This window comes from Erwinia psychrophila (genome assembly GCF_039023475.1).
In the GTDB taxonomy this organism is placed as follows: Bacteria; Pseudomonadota; Gammaproteobacteria; order Enterobacterales; family Enterobacteriaceae; genus Erwinia.
This window is the reverse complement of sequence record NZ_JBCHVB010000001.1, coordinates 658520-676698: the sequence shown is the minus strand read 5'-3', so window position 1 is coordinate 676698 and position 18179 is coordinate 658520. Positions and strand designations below refer to the sequence as shown.

Here is an 18179-nt window from a genome sequence, read left to right as displayed (position 1 = left end):
TAAATCAATAGGTTATGGTTTTGATCTGCTTTTGTTCGAAATTTGATCTGCGCCACAATACGGTATTAAACGATAGCGTATATTTTTATTCGAAAATGAAAGGTCGCAGAAAGCCACCTGGCTCTCCGGCCTGCGGCACCACACACGACGAGGTGAGGATGGATATTCAGGCAATCAAACGGACAGCGCGGCAGGCCCGACGCTATGTCCTGCAAATGAATCACCGGGCCGGCAAGGGGCATACCGGCGCTGACCTTTCAGAGGTGGACATCATCTGCACGCTTTATATGGCGATCATGAACAGAGAGGCTGAAAGGCCGGATCAGGATCGTTTCATTCTTTCCAAAGGGCATGGCGCGGGAGGCTTGTACTGTAGCGCCGCTGCCATGGGGCTGATCGACCCTGAGGTACTGGATCAGTTTATGGGCGACGACACGCTGCTCGCCGGGCATCCGGTGCGTCAGAAGCTGCCGGATCTGGTGGAAATCAACTCGGGTGGCCTGGGCCATGGCTTGCCCATCGGCGTCGGGCTGGCGCTGGGCAATCAGCTTTCCGGCAGAGGTCACCGTCGCGCTTTTGTGCTGCTGGGCGATGGTGAACTGGCGGAAGGATCGAACTGGGAAGCGGCGATGTCCGCCAGCAAATTCAAGCTGGATAACCTGATCGCCATTGTCGATCGCAACCGCTTACAGCTCGCGGGGAAAACGGAAGAGATCATGCCGCTGGAGCCGCTGGCGGATAAATGGCTGGCCTTTGGTTTCGAGGTGCTGGAGTGCGACGGTCACGATCCGCAGGCGCTTATTGACGCCATTAACCGGCCATCGGCGGGCAAACCCCGCGTGATCCTCGCTAATACCGAAAAGGGCCACGGGATCTCCTTTATGGCGAACGTACCCGCCTGGCACCATGCGGTGCCGGACGATGAGCAACTGGCCCTTGGGCTGGCAGAGCTGGAGGAAGAATGATGCAAGATTTACGTGATGCCGTGATCGCCACGCTGGTGGACGAACAGAATAATGGGGCGAACCTCAGCGTAATGGTCGCTGACTCGACTTCAACGTCAAAGATCGCCCCCTTTGAGAAAGCGTTTCCTGACCGGGTGATCAATGTAGGGATCGCCGAGCAGAACATGGTCGGCATGGCTGCGGGGGTGGCCCTCAGCGGGCGCACCGTTTTCACCGCCAACGCCGCGCCTTTCCTGTTCGCCCGCTCGAATGAGCAGGTTAAAAATGACATCTGCTACACCGAAACCAACGTCAAAATGCTCGGTCTGAATGCCGGTTTCGCCTACGGCCCGCTGGGGGCCACCCACCACTGTACCAACGATATCGCCATTGCCCGCACCTTTGGCAACCTGCAAATTTTCGCGCCGGCGGATGCGGTGCAGGCCAGCGCCATCGCCCGCTATGCCATTCAGCATAATGGCCCGGTCTATATCCGCATGGACAGCGATAAGGTGCCGGTGCTGCATGATGAAAGCTACCGTTTTGTGCCGGGTAAACCTGAGGTTTTACAACAGGGCGAAGGGGCGCTGGTTTTCTGCCTGGGAACGCTGGCGCATGAGGCGCTGGCGGCGAAGGATGAAGGTATCACCCTTGTTTCGCTGCCTTCTCTGTGGCCGCTTGATGAAGCGGCGGTCGTGGAGCTGATTACCCGCCACCAGCAGGTGATCACCATGGAAGAGCATGTGCTGAGCGGCGGCCTGAGCAGCATTATCGGTGAAATAATGCTGCGGCACGGACTACGTCAGCGCTTCACCCCGCTTGGGATCCCCGCTTATGAATTTACCCACAGCAGCAGCCGGAGCGCGCTGCGCCGGCAGTTCCGGATTGATGCCGAAGGGCTGAAGACCACGCTGCACCAGGCTGTCGCCGCCGCCTGAGGAGAGAGTGATGAGTAAAGAATATGACGTCAATCTGCGCTATGGCGTGGATATCAACATGGATCTGAGTGGCAAAGTGGCGATTGTGACCGGTGGCCTGGGCGGCATTGCGATGGCCAGCAACGAGATGCTGCTGGCGAAAGGCGCGAGCCTGGCGCTGCTCTATCCCGCCTTTGAACAGGATAAAGTCGGGGAGGTGGCCGGACAGTTTGACCGCGATCGCGTGCAGTTTTTCGAATGCGACGTTACCGATCCTGACTCGGTAGAAAAGGCCGTATCCGCAGTGGAAGCCCACTATGGTCAGATCGATATTCTGGTGAACTGTGCGGGCTACGTGATGCTGCAACCGGTGCTGGAAACCGACTTCAGCGAGTGGCAAAAGCAGGTAGCGGTTAACCTGACCGGCCCCTTCCTCTGCTCGCAGGCGGTGGCGAAACGGATGGTGAAAGCGGGCCGGGGCGGGAAAATCATCAATATCGCCTCCCAGGCCGCCTCCATCGCCATCGATAACCACGTCGCCTATACCTCCGCCAAAGCGGGCCTGCTGGGCATGACTAAAGTGATGGCGAAGGAGTTCGCGCCGCACAAAATCAACGTGAATACCCTGTCGCCAACGGTAGTGCTGACGCCGATGGGCGAAAAGGCCTGGCGAGGCGAAAAGGGCGAGGCGATGAAGCAGCTCATTCCGCTGGGGCGCTTCGCCTACACCGATGAAATCGCCGCCGCCGTGCTCTTTTTCGCCGGGAACGGTAGCGACATGATCACCGGCGCAGACCTGATGATCGATGGCGGTTTCACCATCTGGTAAGGCTTTATCTCAGACAAATAGTGTTCCAGCTCGTGTCGTACCCTACAAAAATACTGATAACAATAGAGAGAGAACATCGTATGAAAATCCGTTTAACGTTGTTAGCCCTTGCCACAGCCTGCGTGATTTCTCCGGCGGCGCTGGCCGCAGAGAAAGGCACCATCATGATCCTGGTAAACTCGCTGGATAATCCCTACTACGCCTCCGAAGCCAAGGGAGCCAATACGCGGGCACAGGCGCTGGGTTACAAAACTTCCGTACTTTCCCACGGTGAGGACGTGAAAAAGCAAAGTGAGCTGATCGATGCCGCCATCGGCAAAAAGGTTCAGGGAATTATTCTCGACAACGCCGACTCCACCGCCAGCGTGGCGGCGATACAAAAAGCGAAGGATGCCGGGATCCCGGTGGTGCTGATTAATCGTGAAATCCCGGTTGATGACGTGGCGCTGGCACAGATCACCCATAACAACTTCCAGGCTGGCTCCGACGTAGCAAACGTCTTCGTCGAAAAAATGGGCGAAGAGGGGAAATACGCCGAGCTTACCTGCAACCTGGCGGACAATAACTGCGTCACCCGCTCCAAATCTTTCCATCAGGTCATTGACCAGTATCCCGATATGCAGAGCGTCGCGAAGCAGGACGCCAAAGGCACGCTGATTGACGGCAAGCGCATCATGGACAGCATCCTGCAAGCGCATCCGGACGTCAAAGGGGTGATCTGCGGCAACGGGCCAGTGGCGCTGGGCGCCATCGCCGCGCTGAAGGCTGCCGGACGCGATGACGTGATTGTGGTCGGCATCGACGGCAGTAACGAGGAGCGCGATGCGGTTAAGGCGGGCTCGCTGAAGGCGACCGTTATGCTTCAGGCCCAGGCGATTGCCGCACAGGGCGTCACCGATCTCGATAATTATATTCAGAAAGGCACCAGCCCGGAAAAACAGCGCGTGATGTTTCGCGGCATTCTGATCGACCAGCAGAACGCCGGTAAGGTTCAGGACTTCAATTTCAAATCCTGAGGTATCACCATCACGACACTGGCGCGCCCCTGAAGGGGCGCGAAGGAGAAGCGTTATGACCAGGCGAATCTGGCTGGCAACGACCGCGTTACTGCTCGGCGGCTGCCGCATCGTGTCGCAGCAGGAGCTGGCCGAGCTGAAAAACCCACCCAACCCCCATATGGCCGATGTCAGCGCCGTTTACGCCAGCAAAATCGTCCCACAGGTGGTGAACGAGGCCAGGCCGCTCGGTGAGCTGATGAAAGCGCTGGCGGCCGCGAAGGATTTCGACAGCGCCTGTCAGCAGCTGGGCTACCGCAGCCAGGCTGAAAATCCCTGCGTCTTCAGCGTGAAGGTGAGCGGCACCGTCTCGGCGGTCAATACCACCTCGCGAAGTGGAAAAATGACGCTGACAGAGGCCGACGGCCAGACGGTACGGGTGCAGATCGGCCCCATCGTTCGCGGTACTGCCCTGCGTGATGTCTACCGGGGCGTGAGTTACCAGGATTTCAACGATCAGGTGCTGTTTGGCGACTACGGCAAAGCCATCAATACGCTGGCCGCAGACGAGGTCAAAAAACTGCAGCCGAAAGTGGGCGAGCGCGTGGAAGTGAGCGGCGTCTTCAGCAGCTGGGATCTGCCGCAGCGTGCGCCAGATATCACGCCAGTGCGCGTGGTCCGTCAGGGAGGAGGAGATGATGGCGCACAATGAAGTCGATCGTCTGAACCCGGCCAGCGAGCAGCCGGAAGTCATTATCGAAACGCGCAACGTATCGCGCATCTATCCGGGCGTGACCGCGCTTGATCAGGTGAACTACCGCGTTTACCGCAACCAGGTCAACGTGCTGATTGGGGAGAATGGCGCGGGCAAGTCCACCATGATGAAACTGCTGGCCGGTGTGGAGGTGCCTTCGTCGGGCCAGATCCTGCTGGATGGCGAGCCGGTTACGCTGGGCTCAACCCAGCAGGCGGAGAAGCATGGCATCAGCATCATTTTCCAGGAGCTGAACCTCTTTCCCAACATGAACGTGATGGACAACATTTTTATCGGCAACGAGTTCTTTCAGCGCGGCAGAATTAACGAGAAGTACCAGTATCAGCTTGCCAGAGCGCTGCTGGAGCGGCTGGAGCTGGACGTCGATCCCTACGCCGCGCTGAATGAACTGGGCATCGGACACCAGCAGCTGGTCGAGATTGCGCGTGCGCTCTCAAAAGACACCCGCGTGCTGATTATGGATGAGCCAACGTCCGCCCTCAGCCAGTCTGAGGTCAAAGTTCTGTTTAACGTTATCGCTGCGCTGAAGCGGCGCGGTGTCACCATTATCTATATCTCTCACCGCCTCGAAGAGCTGATGGAGATAGGCGATCACATCACGATTTTCCGGGACGGGCGCTTTATCTGCGAGCGCGAAGTACGGGACGCCAGCGTGCCCTGGATCATTGAGCAGATGGTGGGCGATAAGAAAAAGCATTTTGACTATCAGGCGGCTGAACAGCACGAGACGGTGCTCGAGGTACAGGGCCTGACCGCGCTGGCGCAGAACGGTGGCTATAAGCTGAATGAGATCTCGTTCAGCCTGCGTAAGGGCGAGGTGATTGGCATTTATGGCTTGCTTGGCGCCGGGCGTACCGAACTCTTTAAGGGCATGATCGGGCTGATGGATTGCCAGAGCGGCAGCGTGAACCTTAACGGCGAGGCGCTGGCGGGCCGTAGCTTCCAGTACCGGCTGAAAAAAGGGCTGGCGCTGGTGCCGGAGGATCGGAAAGGCGAAGGGGTGATCGAGCTGATGTCGATCAGGACCAACATGACCCTCAGCGATCTCAGTCTGAAAGGGTTCCGCCGGGCGCTGAACCCGCTGCGGCCGCAGCAGGAAGAGCAGAGCGTTGAGCAGATGATCCAGCGGCTGGCGATCAAAGTCAGCGACGCGGAGCTGCCCATCACCTCGTTAAGCGGCGGCAACCAGCAGAAAGTGGTGCTGGGGAAGGCGCTGATGACCCGGCCAGAAGTGGTCCTGCTGGACGAGCCGACCCGCGGCATCGACGTGGGCGCCAAGACGGATGTCTATCATCTGATCGGTTCCATGGCGCGTGAGGGGCTGGCCGTGATGTTCTCCTCCTCTGAACTGGATGAGGTTATGGCGCTGGCTGACCGCGTTCTGGTGATGGCGGATGGCAAAATCACCGCCGATCTCAGCCGGACAGAAGCCACCCGGGAAAAGCTTATCGTCGCCTCCACACCACACGATTAATCAGGCATTGGCTCCCTCCCGCAAGGGACGTTGAGGAACACACCATGAACCAGAAATACCTGCTCTATATGTATCTGCTTAAGGCGCGCACATTTATCGCGCTGCTTATCGTGATCGGCTTCTTCAGCGTAATGGTGCCGAATTTCCTTACGCCCTCCAACCTGCTGATTATGACCCAGCATGTGGCGATTACCGGGCTGCTGGCGATCGGCATGACGCTGGTGATCCTGACCGGCGGCATCGATCTTTCCGTCGGTGCTGTTGCGGGGATATGCGGCATGGTCGCCGGAGCGCTGCTGACCAGCGGCATTCCGATCTGGGGCGGCAACATTCTCTTTCTGAACGTACCTGAAGTGATCCTGGTCGTCGCGATCTTCGGCATTCTGGTGGGCTTGATTAACGGCACGGTGATTACGCGGCTGGGTGTGGCTCCCTTTATCTGCACGCTGGGAATGATGTATGTGGCGCGCGGCGCGGCGCTGCTGTTTAACAACGGCGGCACCTATGCCAACCTGGTCGGTGAGCCGCCGCTGGGCAATACCGGCTTCGCCATTCTCGGTTCCGGCACGCTGCTGGGCATCTATATTCCGATCTGGCTGATGGTCGCCTTTCTGCTGCTGGGGCTTTACATCACCCGGAAAACGCCGCTGGGACGCTATATCTACGCCAGCGGCGGCAACGAATCTGCGGCGCGTCTGGCCGGCGTGCCCATCGTAAAGGTAAAAGTCTTCGTCTATGCCTTCTCCGGCCTGTGCGCGGCGCTGGTCGGGCTGGTGGTCGCGTCACAGCTGCAAACCGCGCACCCGATGACCGGGAATATGTTCGAAATGGACGCCATTGGGGCGACGGTGCTGGGCGGAACGGCGCTGGCAGGGGGACGCGGGCGCGTTTCCGGTTCGATCATTGGCGCCTTCGTGATTGTGTTTCTTGCTGACGGCATGGTGATGATGGGCGTCAGTGATTTCTGGCAGATGGTGATCAAAGGGCTGGTGATCGTGACCGCCGTGGTGATTGACCAGTTCCAGCAGCGCTTACAGAGCAAGGTGGTGTTGATGCGTCGTCATGAAAAAAAGCAGGCGGCCGCGCCGCTCTCTGAGGTCACCCATGGCTAGAGAAGTGATCGTGGCGCTGGATGAAGGCACCAGTAATGTTAAGGCGGTGGCGATTGACGCCCGTGGCCGGGTGGTGGCCAAAGCGTCGCGTCCGCTGACGGTCAGCACGCCGCAGCCGGGCTGGGTGGAGCAGGATGGCATGCTGCTGCTGGAGATGTCGCTTACCGTGATGCGGGAAGTGATACAGGCGGTGGGCGAAAACCGCGTGGCGGCGCTGGCTATCAGCAACCAGCGCGAAACGGTGATGGGATGGACGCGGGCCGGGGGCAAACCGCTCGCGCCGGCGCTCACCTGGCAATGCTCGCGGACGGCGGATTTTTGCGACCGGCTCCGCCGCGAAGAACAGGAACCCTTGATCCGTGAGGTGACCGGGCTGCCCGTTGCGCCGCTGTTTTCCGCCTCGAAAATGCGCTGGCTGCTGGAGAGCGTCGAAAATGGCGTGGAAAGGGCGGCGAACGGCGACATCTGCCTGGGCACTATTGATGCCTGGCTGCTGTGGCAGTTTACCGGCGGCCGGCAGTTCCGCTGCGACACCTCCAACGCGGCGCGTACCCAACTGCTGAACCTGCGAACCGGGGACTGGGATGCGGGAATGCTGGCGCTGTTTGGGCTGCCCCGCGCGGCGCTGCCGGATATCTCTCCCTCCTGCGGCCTGTTTGGCACTACCTCGGGCCTGGAAGGGATCCCCGATGGGCTGCCGGTGATGGCGATGATCGGCGATTCTCACGCGGCGCTTTACGGCCACGGCCTGGGCGCGCCCGGCGGCATTAAGGCGACCTATGGCACGGGCTCCTCGGTGATGGCCCCGCTGGTGACGCCCGACACCAGCATCACTCAGCTGGCGACCACCGTCGCCTGGCATGATGGCAGCCGGATCCTTTACGGGCTGGAGGGCAATATCCCCCATACCGGCGACGGCGTCGCCTGGATGGCGCAGGCAACCGGCCTGACGGACGGCAAAGGAGAGGTACTTTCGCGCGCGCTGCATGAGTTGCCCGCCAGTATTGACTCCACGCTGGGCGTCTATTTTGTGCCGGCGCTGACCGGGACCGGGGCGCCCTGGTGGGACGATCGGGCCCGCGGCGTGATCTGCGGACTGAGCCGGGGCGTCACGCCTGCCCACCTGATCCGCGCTGCGCTGGAGGCGGTCGCCTATCAGATAGCCGACGTTATCAGCGCGATGCGCCAGCATCCCGACTTTCATCTTCAGACGCTGATGGTCGACGGCGGCCCGACGCAGAATCCCTGGCTGATGCAGTTTCAGGCCGATCTGCTGGGCTGTCCCGTCGCCCGCAGCACGACACCTGAACTTTCCGCGCTGGGCGCAGGACTGCTGGCCCGCCGCGCCGCAGAACAGCTCAGTGACGATCAACTCCGGCTGCTGCTGCCGGAACATGAGATCTGGCAGCCGGATGAAGACCGGCATCAGCAGTGCCAGCAATCCTGGCAGGGCTGGCGCGAGGCGGTCGGCCGCACGCTCTGGCAGCCTGCCAATCCGTCCCGTTAAGGAGAAAAGTATGAACCGTAATTTTCAGGGAAAAACCGTGGTAATCACCGGTGCCTGTCGTGGCATTGGCGCGGGTATCGCAGAGCGCTTCGCCCGTGACGGTGCCAATCTGGTGATGGTATCGAACGATGAACGCGTCTTTGCCACGGCAGAGCGGCTGAGCGCGGAAGCTGGCGGCGAGATTCTGCCGCTTCAGGTTGATGTGACGAATGAGACCGAGGTTGCTGATCTCTATGCGCAGGCAGCGGCACGCTTTGGCACTATCGATGTTTCGATCCAGAATGCGGGCGTGATCACCATTGCGGCATTCGACAAAATGCCAAAGGCGGACTTTGAAAAGGTGCTGGCCGTCAACACCACCGGCGTCTGGCTCTGCTGTCGTGAAGCCGCGAAGCAGATGGTGAAGCAGCGTTCGGGCAGCCTGATCAATACCTCTTCAGGCCAGGGACGTCAGGGATTTATCTACACGCCGCACTATGCCGCCAGCAAAATGGGGGTGATCGGCATTACCCAGAGCCTGGCGCATGAGCTGGCGCCCTGGAATATCACCGTCAACGCCTTCTGTCCGGGCATTATCGAAAGCGAAATGTGGGACTATAACGACAGCAAATGGGGTGAGATCCTCAGCAGCGAACGCAAGCAGTATGGTAAGGGGGAGCTGATGGCGGAGTGGGTTGAGGGTATCCCGCTCAAACGGGCAGGGCAGCCGCAGGACGTGGCCGGACTCGTCGCTTTCCTGGCGTCCGATGATGCACGCTACATCACCGGACAGACCATTAATGTGGATGGCGGTTTGATTATGTCCTGAGGCGATCACTCATTGCCGAAGCGGCCAACCAGCCCGGCGGCGCCCAGTGCATGGCCTTTCAGACGGCTCAGCAGCGCCTCTCTGGTCAGGCCGCGCTCCAGGACGTTCGTCGGGAGATCGGTCGCGATCAGCGTGAAGTTGTAGTGGTGAGCGCCGCTGCCTGCGGGCGGGCAGGGACCATAATAGCGCAGGGTGCCGGGCGTGTTCGTGCCGCCGGTATAGCCTGTACCGTCGCTCAAATCGCTCTGGGCAAACTGGGTGCGGCTGGCAGGAATGTTATATGCGACCATATGGTTCACGCCCAAACCTTTCGCACCCACCAGATCATCCATGATCAGTACATAACTTTGCGTTTTGGCCGGGGGGTTCTCCCAGCTTAGCGCTGGAGAAATATTTTCCCCGGTACAGGCCGCTTTCCCTGCGGCATTACCGGCAAACTTTTTGTCGAGCAGAGCATTATCGTTAAAATCGGGGGAGCTGAGCGTAAACGGCGGCGTAGCCGCTTCTGCCGCAGCGGCAAGGCTCAACAGCAGAGAAACAGAGAGCAGCGTTTTCTTCATCGGATAACCCTTTTGTAAAATGGCCTGCAAACAGCCTGGCCGATAACTTATCTCTTCGCCAGGCCGCCATCATGCAGCCGGATTAAGCAACTCATCAGTCTCTTCTCGCCGTTACGGGTTGTTTCTCATAGCCGGAATTATGCTAAGGTAACCTTTCGCTAATTTTGTGAGACACCTTACGTTTTCAGTTAAAAAACAGATTGCCTGACGGCACGTTATGAGGTTATGAGCAGACTAAACGCCCTCTCTCCCGCAACTTCCGCGCTGCTGGTGGCCCTGATTATGGTGCTGCCCGGTCCGCGATCCGCCTTCGCGCTGACCACGCAAACGACCGTTGCGGATGCCCCTTTCGACGATCCAGCCCGCTTCAGTAAGTTACAGAGTCAGCTGCCTGAGTTAGGCAGCGACAGCGATGCGGCGGCGCAAGCGCTGGAAAAACGCATCGCAGAGGCGATGAAAAGCATCGGCGAAGCCAGCATGAACAGCGACGACGATATTTCGCTGGGCGAACAGGCCAGCCAGTGGGCGTTTACGCAGTTTCGCGACGAGGCGACGCGCCGGGCTGAAGATGAAGCGTTACAGCTACTCTCGCCTTATGGCCGTGCCGATCTTTCCCTGATGGTCGATGCTGAAGGGAGTTTCAACGGCACCACCGCACAGCTGATCACGCCCTGGCAGGATAACTACCAGTATCTGACCTTCAGTCAGTTAGGGCTTGAACAGACTGACAATGGTCTGGTGGGCAATGCCGGACTCGGGCAGCGCTGGCTGGTGGGGGACTGGCGGCTGGGCTATAACGGGTTTATCGACAGCCTGCTTGAGTCAGACCAGCAGCGCGGTTCGCTGGGGGCAGAAGCGTGGGGAGATTACCTGCGGTTTTCCGCCAACTACTATCAGCCGCTCTCAGGCTGGCGTGACCGGACGCACACCTCACAGATGCGCATGGCGCGCGGTTATGACATTACCACTCAGGGTTATCTGCCGTTTTACCGTCAGCTCGGTATTTCGCTCAGCTATGAACAGTACCTGGGTAAAGAGGTGGATCTCTTTCACAGCGGCACAACGGCGACCAATCCTTCTGCCGTCAAGCTGGGCGTGAGCTATACGCCCGTCCCTCTCTTTACCCTGACCGCGTCGCACAAAACGGCGGATACCGGCGAGACGCAGGATCAGGTTGGTCTGAAAATGAACTACCGGATCGGCGTGGCGCTGAGTAAGCAGCTCTCGGCGCAGAACGTCGCGGCGGCACACTCGCTGAGCGGTAGCCGCTACGACGCGGTGGCCCGCAGCAACACGCCGGTAATGGAATTTCGCCAGCGCAAGACGCTCTCGGTATTTCTTGCCACGCCGCCGTGGCAGGTGCAGCCGGGAGAGACGCTGCCGCTGAAGTTGCAAATCTATAACGCCAATCCCATTAAGGCGATTAGCTGGCAGGGCGATACGCAGGCGCTAAGCCTGACGCCGCCGCCCGACAATACCAGCCCCCGGGGATGGAGCATCATTATCCCCGCCTGGGACAGTTCGCCGGAAGCCAGTAACGAATACCGCCTTTCGGTCACGCTGGAGGACGACAGGGATCAGCGGGTCACCTCGAACTGGATCACGCTGAAGCTGGCCCCGCCGGTGAGCCTGTCGCCGGGTAGCAGCCCTCAGTACAATCTGATGGCGCCGCTTACCAGCAGATAAGGCCGCAGGCTGTCAAGATGGGGTCAGAAAATAAATGTGATTAAACTCACAAAATAGTGCTGGGAAGCGGCGGCGGAATTTGCCAGAATCGGCAAAAAATTGACTTGCCTGCCTATCATGATCGTCCGACCGCATCGCCACTGGTTTATCCGCCTGTTTGCCTGGCACGGCTCTGTGCTGTCCGGCATTCTGTTCCGCCTCAGCCTGAATTTGCTGATGTCCGTCGTCGCCATTTTTTCTCTGGAGTGGTATGAAACGCTGGGCATCAGGCTGACGCTGGCACCCTTCAGCCTGCTCGGGGTTTCCATCGCCATCTTCCTCGGCTTTCGCAACAGCGTCTGCTATGCGCGCTTTACCGAGGCGCGGCAGCTGTGGGGCGGGCTGCTGATTGCCTGCCGCACTATTCTGCGGCAGGTTGATGCCATCTCTCCCGCCAGCGGGCCTCGCATTACCGCGCTACTTATGGCGTTCTGCCACAGCCTGAAGCACCAGCTGCGCCATACCGACCCGAGGGCGGATCTGCAACGCTATCTGGGGGACGAGGCGGAGGAAATTCTGCGTCTTCGTGCGCCAACCAACGCGATTGAGATGAAAATCTCCCGCTGGCTCAGCGAACAGCGGCGTAGCGGGGCGGTGTCGGACGTCGTGTATGCCCAGCTGGATAGCAGTATCCATCAGCTTTCACTGGTGCTTGGAGGCTGCGAGCGCCTGGCCAGTATGCCGCTTCCGTTCGCCTACGGACTGCTGCTGCACCGCACCGTCTATCTCTTCTGTACGCTACTGCCTTTTGCCCTGGTGCCGGATCTGCACTACATGACGCCGCTGGTCTCGGTGTTTATCGCCTACAGCTTCCTCTCGCTGGATACGCTGGCAGAAGAGCTGGAGATGCCGTTTGGCTATGCGAATAATCACCTGCCGATGGACGCCATGTGCACCAATATTGAAATCAACCTGCTGGAGATGACTAACCAGCCCGGTTTGCCTGCCACGCCCGTCCCGGATGCCTGGTATCGTCTGACCTGAGCAGGAAAAAGGCGTCTCCTGAAAAGGGGGCGCCGTCGTATCCTTCGCCAGCCCCGCCAGCCCCCTTAGACCCGCAAAATTCGCAAAATCCGCGCCTTTCAGGCTGACCACTTTTGGGGAAGCTGCGCAAAAAGGGTGCAGGATTTGCCTCTTTTTAACACCTAATCCCGGCTGCGATCACAAAAGCGATATTTTATTTTATCTTTGCATAATTCTTCTCTTTTTTATGCGGGAAGAGTGGCGCTTCGTCATTATTATTCACTATTTATGCATTAATTATGAATAACGTTGTGTGTTAAGTTATTGATATTGTGTGGCTGTTTAGCATTTATGCAGTTTTATCGCTGGCTGGCATGAACTCTGCAACTTACAGTGAGGGCGAGATGAATCATTTCATTAACATAATTAAAACGTAAATTTCACCTGCCAGCGCGCAGTCCAGAGAGGCCGTCATGCAATCAGAAGTCACCCGCGAAGATTTTGACCGTTGGATCGTTCCGACCTACGCGCCCGCCAGCTTTATTCCCGTCAGGGCGGAAGGGTCCACGCTCTGGGATGAACAGGGTAAGAGCTACATCGACTTTGCCGGCGGCATTGCCGTCAACGCGCTGGGACATGCCCATCCGGAACTGCAACAGGCGCTGGCAGAGCAGGCTGCCCTGCTCTGGCATACCGGAAATGGCTACACCAACCAGCCTATCCTGAAGCTGGCGAAGCAGCTGATCGACGCCACCTTCGCCGACCGCGTTTTTTTCTGCAACTCCGGCGCGGAAGCCAATGAGGCAGCGCTGAAGCTGGCCCGCAAAGTGGCGCACGATCGCAGCGGGACAGGGAAAAGCGGCATCGTGGCGTTTAAAAATGCTTTTCATGGCCGCACGCTTTTCACCGTCTCCGCCGGCGGGCAGCCTGCCTATTCTGCCGATTTTGCGCCGCTCCCGGCCGATATTCACCATGCCGTTTATAACGATCTCGCCTCGGCGGCCGCGCTGATCAACGACAGCACCTGCGCCGTGATCGTGGAACCCATTCAGGGCGAAGGGGGCGTGGTGCCCGCTGAGCCAGAGTTCCTGCGCGGCCTGCGTGAGCTTTGCGATAAGCATCAGGCCCTGCTGATTTTTGATGAGGTGCAGAGCGGCGTGGGCCGCACCGGTTCGCTTTATGCCTATATGCACTACGGCGTGACGCCTGATGTACTGTCAACCGCCAAAGCGCTGGGCGGCGGCTTCCCGGTCGGCGCCATGCTCACCACCGAAAAATATGCCAGCGCGCTCAGCGTGGGCACTCATGGCACCACCTACGGCGGGAACCCGCTGGCAGGCGCCGTGGGCGGTAAAGTAATGGAACTGATTAACCGCCCCGAAGTGCTGGAGGGCGTGGCAGAACGCCATCGCTGGTTCGTTGAAGAACTGAACGCGATTAATCAGCGGCTGCATCTTTTCAGCGAAATCCGCGGGCTGGGCCTGCTGATCGGCTGCGTGCTGAATCAGGATTACAGCGGCCAGTCCAAAGCCTTCAGTCAGGCAGCGGCGAAAGAGGGACTGATGGTGCTGATTGCGGGAGCCAGCGTGATCCGCTTTGCGCCATCGCTGATTATCAGCGAAGCCGAAATCCGGGAGGGTCTGGCGCGCTTTGAGCTTGCCTGCCGGGCAGTGACTGAAGGAGCGGGCGCATGATGGTTATCCGTCCCGTTGAGCGTGACGATCTTGCGCAGCTGATGGCCCTCGCTGAAAAAACCGGCGGCGGGCTAACCTCGCTGCCCGTCGACAGCGAAACGCTGGCAGCGCGCATCGATCGCTCCATTCAGACCTGGCAGGGCAAGCTGCCACGGGCGGAGCAGGGCTATGTGTTTGTGCTTGAGGAGAGCGACAGTGGCAAAGCCGTTGGCATCTGCGCCATTGAGGTGGCCGTTGGGCTACAGGACCCCTGGTATAATTTTCGCGTTGGTACTCAGGTTCACGCCTCGCGTGAGCTGAACGTTTATAACATTCTGCCGACGCTGTCGCTCAGTAACGATCATACCGGCAGCAGCGAACTCTGTACGCTGTTTCTCGATCCGGACTACCGCAACGGTAAGAACGGCTATCTGCTCTCCAAATCCCGCTTTCTGTTTATCGCGGCATTTCGCGACCGCTTCACTCAGAAACTGGTTGCGGAAATGCGCGGCGTCAGCGATGAGCAGGGGCATTCGCCGTTCTGGGAAAGCGTGGGCAGCCGTTTCTTCTCAATGTCCTTTAGCGAGGCGGATCATCTGTGCGGTACTGGACAGAAGGCGTTTATTGCCGAGCTGATGCCGAAGCATCCTCTCTATATCGACTATCTGTCGGAGGAAGCAAAGGCGGTGATAGGCACCACGCACGAGCAGACATCGCCAGCGCGCGCCGTGCTGGAGGCGGAAGGTTTCCGCTATATGAATTACATCGACATTTTTGACGGCGGCCCGACCCTTGAGTGTGATATCGACCAGGTGCGCGCCGTGCGCCAGAGTCGTCTGGTACAGTTTGAGACGGGCGAACAGGACAGTACGCTGCCGCTCTGCCTGGTGGCCAACGAGCGCTATGAGACGTTCCGCGCCGCCGTTGTGCACGGCGATCCGCAGGCCGACACGCTGATTATCAGCCAGGCGGATGCTGAAAGTTTAGGCTGCGCGCCAGGTGATTCCCTGCGTGTGGTAACGCTGAATTGTGAGGAGAAAAAAGCATGACGCACTCTATTAACGGGCAATGGGTCACGGGCGCAGGTGACAGTGTCACAAAAAGCGATCCGGTTAGCGGGGAGCTGCTGTGGCAGGGGAACGCGGCCAGCAGCGGTCAGGTTGCCTCCGCGTGTGGAGCGGCCCGCGCGGCTTTCCCCGGCTGGGCCCGCCGTCCGTTCAGCGAGCGCCAGCAGATTGCGGAGAAATTCGCCGGACTGCTGGAGGAAAACAAAGCGGATCTGACCGCCACTATTGCCCGTGAAACCGGCAAGCCGCGCTGGGAAGCGCAGACGGAAGTGCAGGCGATGATCAATAAAGTGGCGATCTCGGTGACGGCTTATCATAAGCGCACGGGTGAAACCAGCGAAGGTGAAACTTCCCTGCGCCACCGTCCGCACGGGGTGATGGCGGTGTTTGGCCCCTATAACTTTCCGGGTCATCTGCCGAACGGCCATATCGTACCAGCCCTGCTGGCAGGCAATACGGTGGTGTTTAAGCCGAGTGAACTGACGCCCATGACCGCTGAGAAGACCGTCCGGCTCTGGCTAAGCGCCGGGCTGCCGCAGGGCGTGCTTAATATGGTGCAGGGCGGTCGCGCAAGCGGACAGTTGCTGGCGCAGCATGCAGAGATTGACGGCCTGCTCTTTACCGGCAGCGCCAACACCGGCTATCAGCTGCACCGGCAGTTTGCCGGCCAGCCGGAGAAGATGCTGGCGCTGGAAATGGGCGGCAATAACGCATTGATCGTCGAAGATTTTGAGGATGTCGATGCGGCGGTCAACATTGCGGTGCAGTCGGCCTTTATCACCGCCGGCCAGCGCTGTACCTGTGCCCGCCGGTTGCTGGTTAAGCGCGGAGCCGCAGGTGACGCTTTCCTGGCAAGGCTGGTGGAGGTGGCAGGTAAGATCCGCACCGGGCGCTGGGACGATGAACCGCAGCCGTTTATGGGTAGCGTGATCTCTCTTCAGGCGGCCGAACATATCTACGGCGAATGGCAGGCGAGGGTGGACGCCGGCGGTAAAGTGCTGCTGCCGATGCGCTGGCCTGAGCGAAACAGCGCGCTGCTGACGCCCGGTATTATTGACGTCACCCACCTGCGCAATGTGCCGGATGAAGAAGTATTTGGTCCGCTGCTGACGGTGATACGCTATGACGATTTTGACGAGGCGTTGCGTCTTGCCAATGCGACCCGCTACGGCCTCTCCTGCGGGCTGATCTCCATGCAGTCGGAGCTGTTTGATCGTCTGCTGATCGAGGCCAGGGCGGGCATCGTCAACTGGAATAAACCGCTTACCGGCGCGGCGAGCACCGCGCCGTTCGGCGGTATTGGCGCCTCGGGAAATCACCGCGCCAGCGCGTTCTACGCCGCAGACTACTGCGCATGGCCGATGGCCTCCCTGGCTTCCTCCAGCCTTTCCCTGCCGGCCACGCTTTCTCCAGGGCTGGACTTCACTCCAGCAGGAGGCGAGCAGTGAGCGCGCGTGAGGTTAACTTTGACGGGCTGCCTGGCCTGACGCACCACTACGCCGGTCTGTCGTACGGTAACGAAGCCTCAACCCGTCATCAGCATCAGCTCTCTAATCCGAAGCTGGCCGCTCAGCAGGGGCTGATGAAGATGAAAGCGCTGGCCGATCTCGGTTACGTGCAGGGCGTTATTCCACCCCATGAACGGCCCAACGTGGCCGCGCTGCGGCAGATTGGTTTCAGCGGTACGGATGCTCAGGTAGTGGAAAAAGCGGCCCGACAGGCGCCGCAGCTGCTTTCAGCCGCCAGCTCGGCGTCAGCCATGTGGGTGGCGAATGCCGCCACCGTTTCGCCGTCCGCCGACAGCGCTGATGGACGTGTTCATCTTACGGTCGCCAATCTGAACAATAAATTTCATCGCGCGTCGGAAGCGCCCACAACGACAGCGCTGCTGCGGGCAATTTTCCACAACCCGCACCATTTTACCGTCCATGAGGCGCTGCCTCAGGTTGCGCTATTTGGTGATGAAGGCGCGGCTAACCATAACCGTTTCTGCCGCCAGCACGGTGAGCCGGGCGTACAACTGTTTATTTACGGGCGCGAAGATCGCCAGAGCGGGTTGATCCCGGCGCGCTATCCGGCTCGTCAGTCGCTGGAGGCCAGTGAGGCCGTGGTAAGGCTTAACCAGCTTGATGCCGATCGCGTTATCTTTGCCCAGCAAAACCCGGCGGTGATCGATCAGGGTGTGTTTCATAACGACGTGATTGCCGTCAGTAATCAGCAGGTCCTGTTCTGTCATGAGCTTGCCTTTCTCGATCGGGCTGAGTTAGTGAAAACGCTTTCTTCGAAAGTGCCGGGCTTTACCCTCGTTGAGGTGCCCGATAACCAGGTAAGCGTGGCGGACGCAGTGTCGACCTACCTCTTTAACAGCCAGCTGCTCAGCAAGCCCGGTGGCAAAATGCTGCTGGTTCTGCCGGAGGAAGCGCGTAAACATGCTGGCGTGTGGCGCTACCTCTGCAATCTGGTCGAAAGCGGTGGGCCAATAGACGAACTGAAGGTATTCGATCTGCGTGAAAGCATGTGTAACGGAGGTGGGCCAGCCTGCCTGCGGCTGCGTGTGGTGCTGAACGAGGCTGAACTGGCGGCGGTCAATCCTGCGGTAATAATGAATGACAGCCTGTTCGTGACGTTGAATGACTGGGTGGAAAAACACTATCGCGACCGCCTCTCTCAGCACGACCTGGCGGACCCGCAACTGCTGACTGAGGGACGGGAAGCGCTGGATGAGCTGACTAAGCTGCTAAACTTAGGGAATGTTTATCCGTTTCAGCAATAGCGACGGATAAAAAGCGCCTGACGGCCCCTGACGCTGGCTTGACGCCATACAGGGTAA

At 59.3% G+C, this 18179-nt stretch carries 16 protein-coding genes; 15 read left to right on the top strand and 1 reads right to left on the bottom strand.

The window, feature by feature from the left end; all coding sequences use genetic code 11:
- Positions 1-158: 158 nt before the first annotated feature.
- From AAH446_RS03055 to AAH446_RS03015, 9 genes are all read left to right on the top strand, one after another.
- Positions 159-965, top strand: coding sequence for a transketolase (locus AAH446_RS03055; RefSeq protein ID WP_342905244.1), 807 nt, complete (start codon positions 159-161; stop codon positions 963-965).
- Positions 962-1882: a transketolase family protein gene (locus AAH446_RS03050; RefSeq protein ID WP_342905243.1), complete on the top strand. Its 921-nt coding sequence runs from the start codon at positions 962-964 to the stop codon at positions 1880-1882. Before AAH446_RS03055 ends, AAH446_RS03050 begins: the two co-directional genes overlap by 4 nt.
- Positions 1883-1892: 10 nt before the next feature.
- A complete protein-coding gene (locus AAH446_RS03045; protein ID WP_342905242.1) occupies positions 1893-2690 on the top strand; it encodes a GolD/DthD family dehydrogenase in 798 nt (265 codons plus the stop codon).
- 80 nt (positions 2691-2770) lie between these two features.
- Positions 2771-3706: a D-ribose ABC transporter substrate-binding protein gene (locus AAH446_RS03040; protein ID WP_342905241.1), complete on the top strand. Its 936-nt coding sequence runs from the start codon at positions 2771-2773 to the stop codon at positions 3704-3706.
- Between the two features lie 55 nt (positions 3707-3761).
- A complete protein-coding gene (locus AAH446_RS03035; protein ID WP_342905240.1) occupies positions 3762-4397 on the top strand; it encodes a DUF2291 family protein in 636 nt (211 codons plus the stop codon).
- Complete coding sequence (locus AAH446_RS03030; protein WP_342905798.1) at positions 4384-5934, top strand: sugar ABC transporter ATP-binding protein; 1551 nt, start codon at positions 4384-4386, stop codon at positions 5932-5934. Before AAH446_RS03035 ends, AAH446_RS03030 begins: the two co-directional genes overlap by 14 nt.
- 44 nt (positions 5935-5978) lie before the next feature.
- Positions 5979-7046, top strand: coding sequence for an ABC transporter permease (locus tag AAH446_RS03025; RefSeq protein ID WP_342905239.1), 1068 nt, complete (start codon positions 5979-5981; stop codon positions 7044-7046).
- Positions 7039-8553, top strand: a complete 1515-nt coding sequence (locus tag AAH446_RS03020) for an FGGY family carbohydrate kinase (RefSeq protein ID WP_342905238.1) — start codon at positions 7039-7041, stop codon at positions 8551-8553. Before AAH446_RS03025 ends, AAH446_RS03020 begins: the two co-directional genes overlap by 8 nt.
- 10 nt (positions 8554-8563) lie before the next feature.
- Positions 8564-9361 (top strand): SDR family oxidoreductase, encoded by a 798-nt coding sequence (locus AAH446_RS03015; RefSeq protein ID WP_342905237.1) that lies wholly within the window; start codon positions 8564-8566, stop codon positions 9359-9361.
- Between the two features lie 5 nt (positions 9362-9366).
- Here the strand turns inward: AAH446_RS03015 and AAH446_RS03010 are convergent, their stop codons facing one another.
- On the bottom strand, positions 9367-9921 hold the full coding sequence (locus AAH446_RS03010) for a YbhB/YbcL family Raf kinase inhibitor-like protein (protein WP_342905236.1): 555 nt from the start codon (positions 9919-9921) through the stop codon (positions 9367-9369).
- A gap of 225 nt (positions 9922-10146) precedes the next feature.
- Between AAH446_RS03010 and AAH446_RS03005 the strand changes: the two genes are divergently transcribed.
- The 6 genes from AAH446_RS03005 (at position 10147) to astB (ending at position 18122) form a co-directional block, all read left to right on the top strand.
- Positions 10147-11607, top strand: coding sequence for a YchO/YchP family invasin (locus AAH446_RS03005; RefSeq protein WP_463322763.1), 1461 nt, complete (start codon positions 10147-10149; stop codon positions 11605-11607).
- A gap of 117 nt (positions 11608-11724) precedes the next feature.
- Positions 11725-12630: a bestrophin family protein gene (locus AAH446_RS03000; protein WP_342905235.1), complete on the top strand. Its 906-nt coding sequence runs from the start codon at positions 11725-11727 to the stop codon at positions 12628-12630.
- Positions 12631-13082: 452 nt separating this feature from the next.
- Positions 13083-14303 (top strand): aspartate aminotransferase family protein, encoded by a 1221-nt coding sequence (locus AAH446_RS02995; protein ID WP_342905234.1) that lies wholly within the window; start codon positions 13083-13085, stop codon positions 14301-14303.
- Positions 14300-15331: an arginine N-succinyltransferase gene (gene astA, locus AAH446_RS02990; protein WP_342905233.1), complete on the top strand. Its 1032-nt coding sequence runs from the start codon at positions 14300-14302 to the stop codon at positions 15329-15331. Before AAH446_RS02995 ends, astA begins: the two co-directional genes overlap by 4 nt.
- Complete coding sequence (gene astD, locus AAH446_RS02985) at positions 15328-16797, top strand: succinylglutamate-semialdehyde dehydrogenase (protein ID WP_342905232.1); 1470 nt, start codon at positions 15328-15330, stop codon at positions 16795-16797. Before astA ends, astD begins: the two co-directional genes overlap by 4 nt.
- Positions 16794-18122 carry an N-succinylarginine dihydrolase gene (gene astB / locus AAH446_RS02980; RefSeq protein ID WP_342905231.1) on the top strand — a complete coding sequence of 443 codons (1329 nt, stop codon included), beginning with the start codon at positions 16794-16796 and terminating at the stop codon, positions 18120-18122. The genes astD and astB overlap by 4 nt, the downstream gene beginning before the upstream one ends.
- Positions 18123-18179 lie beyond the last annotated feature (57 nt).

Excerpts from the sequence above, each read along its gene's own strand:
- AAH446_RS03005 (WP_463322763.1), top strand. The coding sequence starts at position 10,147 with ATGAGCAGACTAAACGCCCTCTCTCCCGCAACTTCCGCGCTGCTGGTG.
- AAH446_RS03035 (WP_342905240.1), top strand. The coding sequence starts at position 3,762 with ATGACCAGGCGAATCTGGCTGGCAACGACCGCGTTACTGCTCGGCGGC.
- astA (WP_342905233.1), top strand. The coding sequence starts at position 14,300 with ATGATGGTTATCCGTCCCGTTGAGCGTGACGATCTTGCGCAGCTGATG.
- AAH446_RS03045 (WP_342905242.1), top strand. The coding sequence starts at position 1,893 with ATGAGTAAAGAATATGACGTCAATCTGCGCTATGGCGTGGATATCAAC.
- AAH446_RS03020 (WP_342905238.1), top strand. The coding sequence starts at position 7,039 with ATGGCTAGAGAAGTGATCGTGGCGCTGGATGAAGGCACCAGTAATGTT.
- AAH446_RS03015 (WP_342905237.1), top strand. The coding sequence starts at position 8,564 with ATGAACCGTAATTTTCAGGGAAAAACCGTGGTAATCACCGGTGCCTGT.
- astD (WP_342905232.1), top strand. The coding sequence starts at position 15,328 with ATGACGCACTCTATTAACGGGCAATGGGTCACGGGCGCAGGTGACAGT.
- AAH446_RS03010 (WP_342905236.1), bottom strand. The coding sequence starts at position 9,921 with ATGAAGAAAACGCTGCTCTCTGTTTCTCTGCTGTTGAGCCTTGCCGCT.
- AAH446_RS03050 (WP_342905243.1), top strand. The coding sequence starts at position 962 with ATGATGCAAGATTTACGTGATGCCGTGATCGCCACGCTGGTGGACGAA.
- AAH446_RS02995 (WP_342905234.1), top strand. The coding sequence starts at position 13,083 with ATGCAATCAGAAGTCACCCGCGAAGATTTTGACCGTTGGATCGTTCCG.
- AAH446_RS03025 (WP_342905239.1), top strand. The coding sequence starts at position 5,979 with ATGAACCAGAAATACCTGCTCTATATGTATCTGCTTAAGGCGCGCACA.
- AAH446_RS03030 (WP_342905798.1), top strand. The coding sequence starts at position 4,384 with ATGGCGCACAATGAAGTCGATCGTCTGAACCCGGCCAGCGAGCAGCCG.
- AAH446_RS03040 (WP_342905241.1), top strand. The coding sequence starts at position 2,771 with ATGAAAATCCGTTTAACGTTGTTAGCCCTTGCCACAGCCTGCGTGATT.
- AAH446_RS03000 (WP_342905235.1), top strand. The coding sequence starts at position 11,725 with ATGATCGTCCGACCGCATCGCCACTGGTTTATCCGCCTGTTTGCCTGG.
- AAH446_RS03055 (WP_342905244.1), top strand. The coding sequence starts at position 159 with ATGGATATTCAGGCAATCAAACGGACAGCGCGGCAGGCCCGACGCTAT.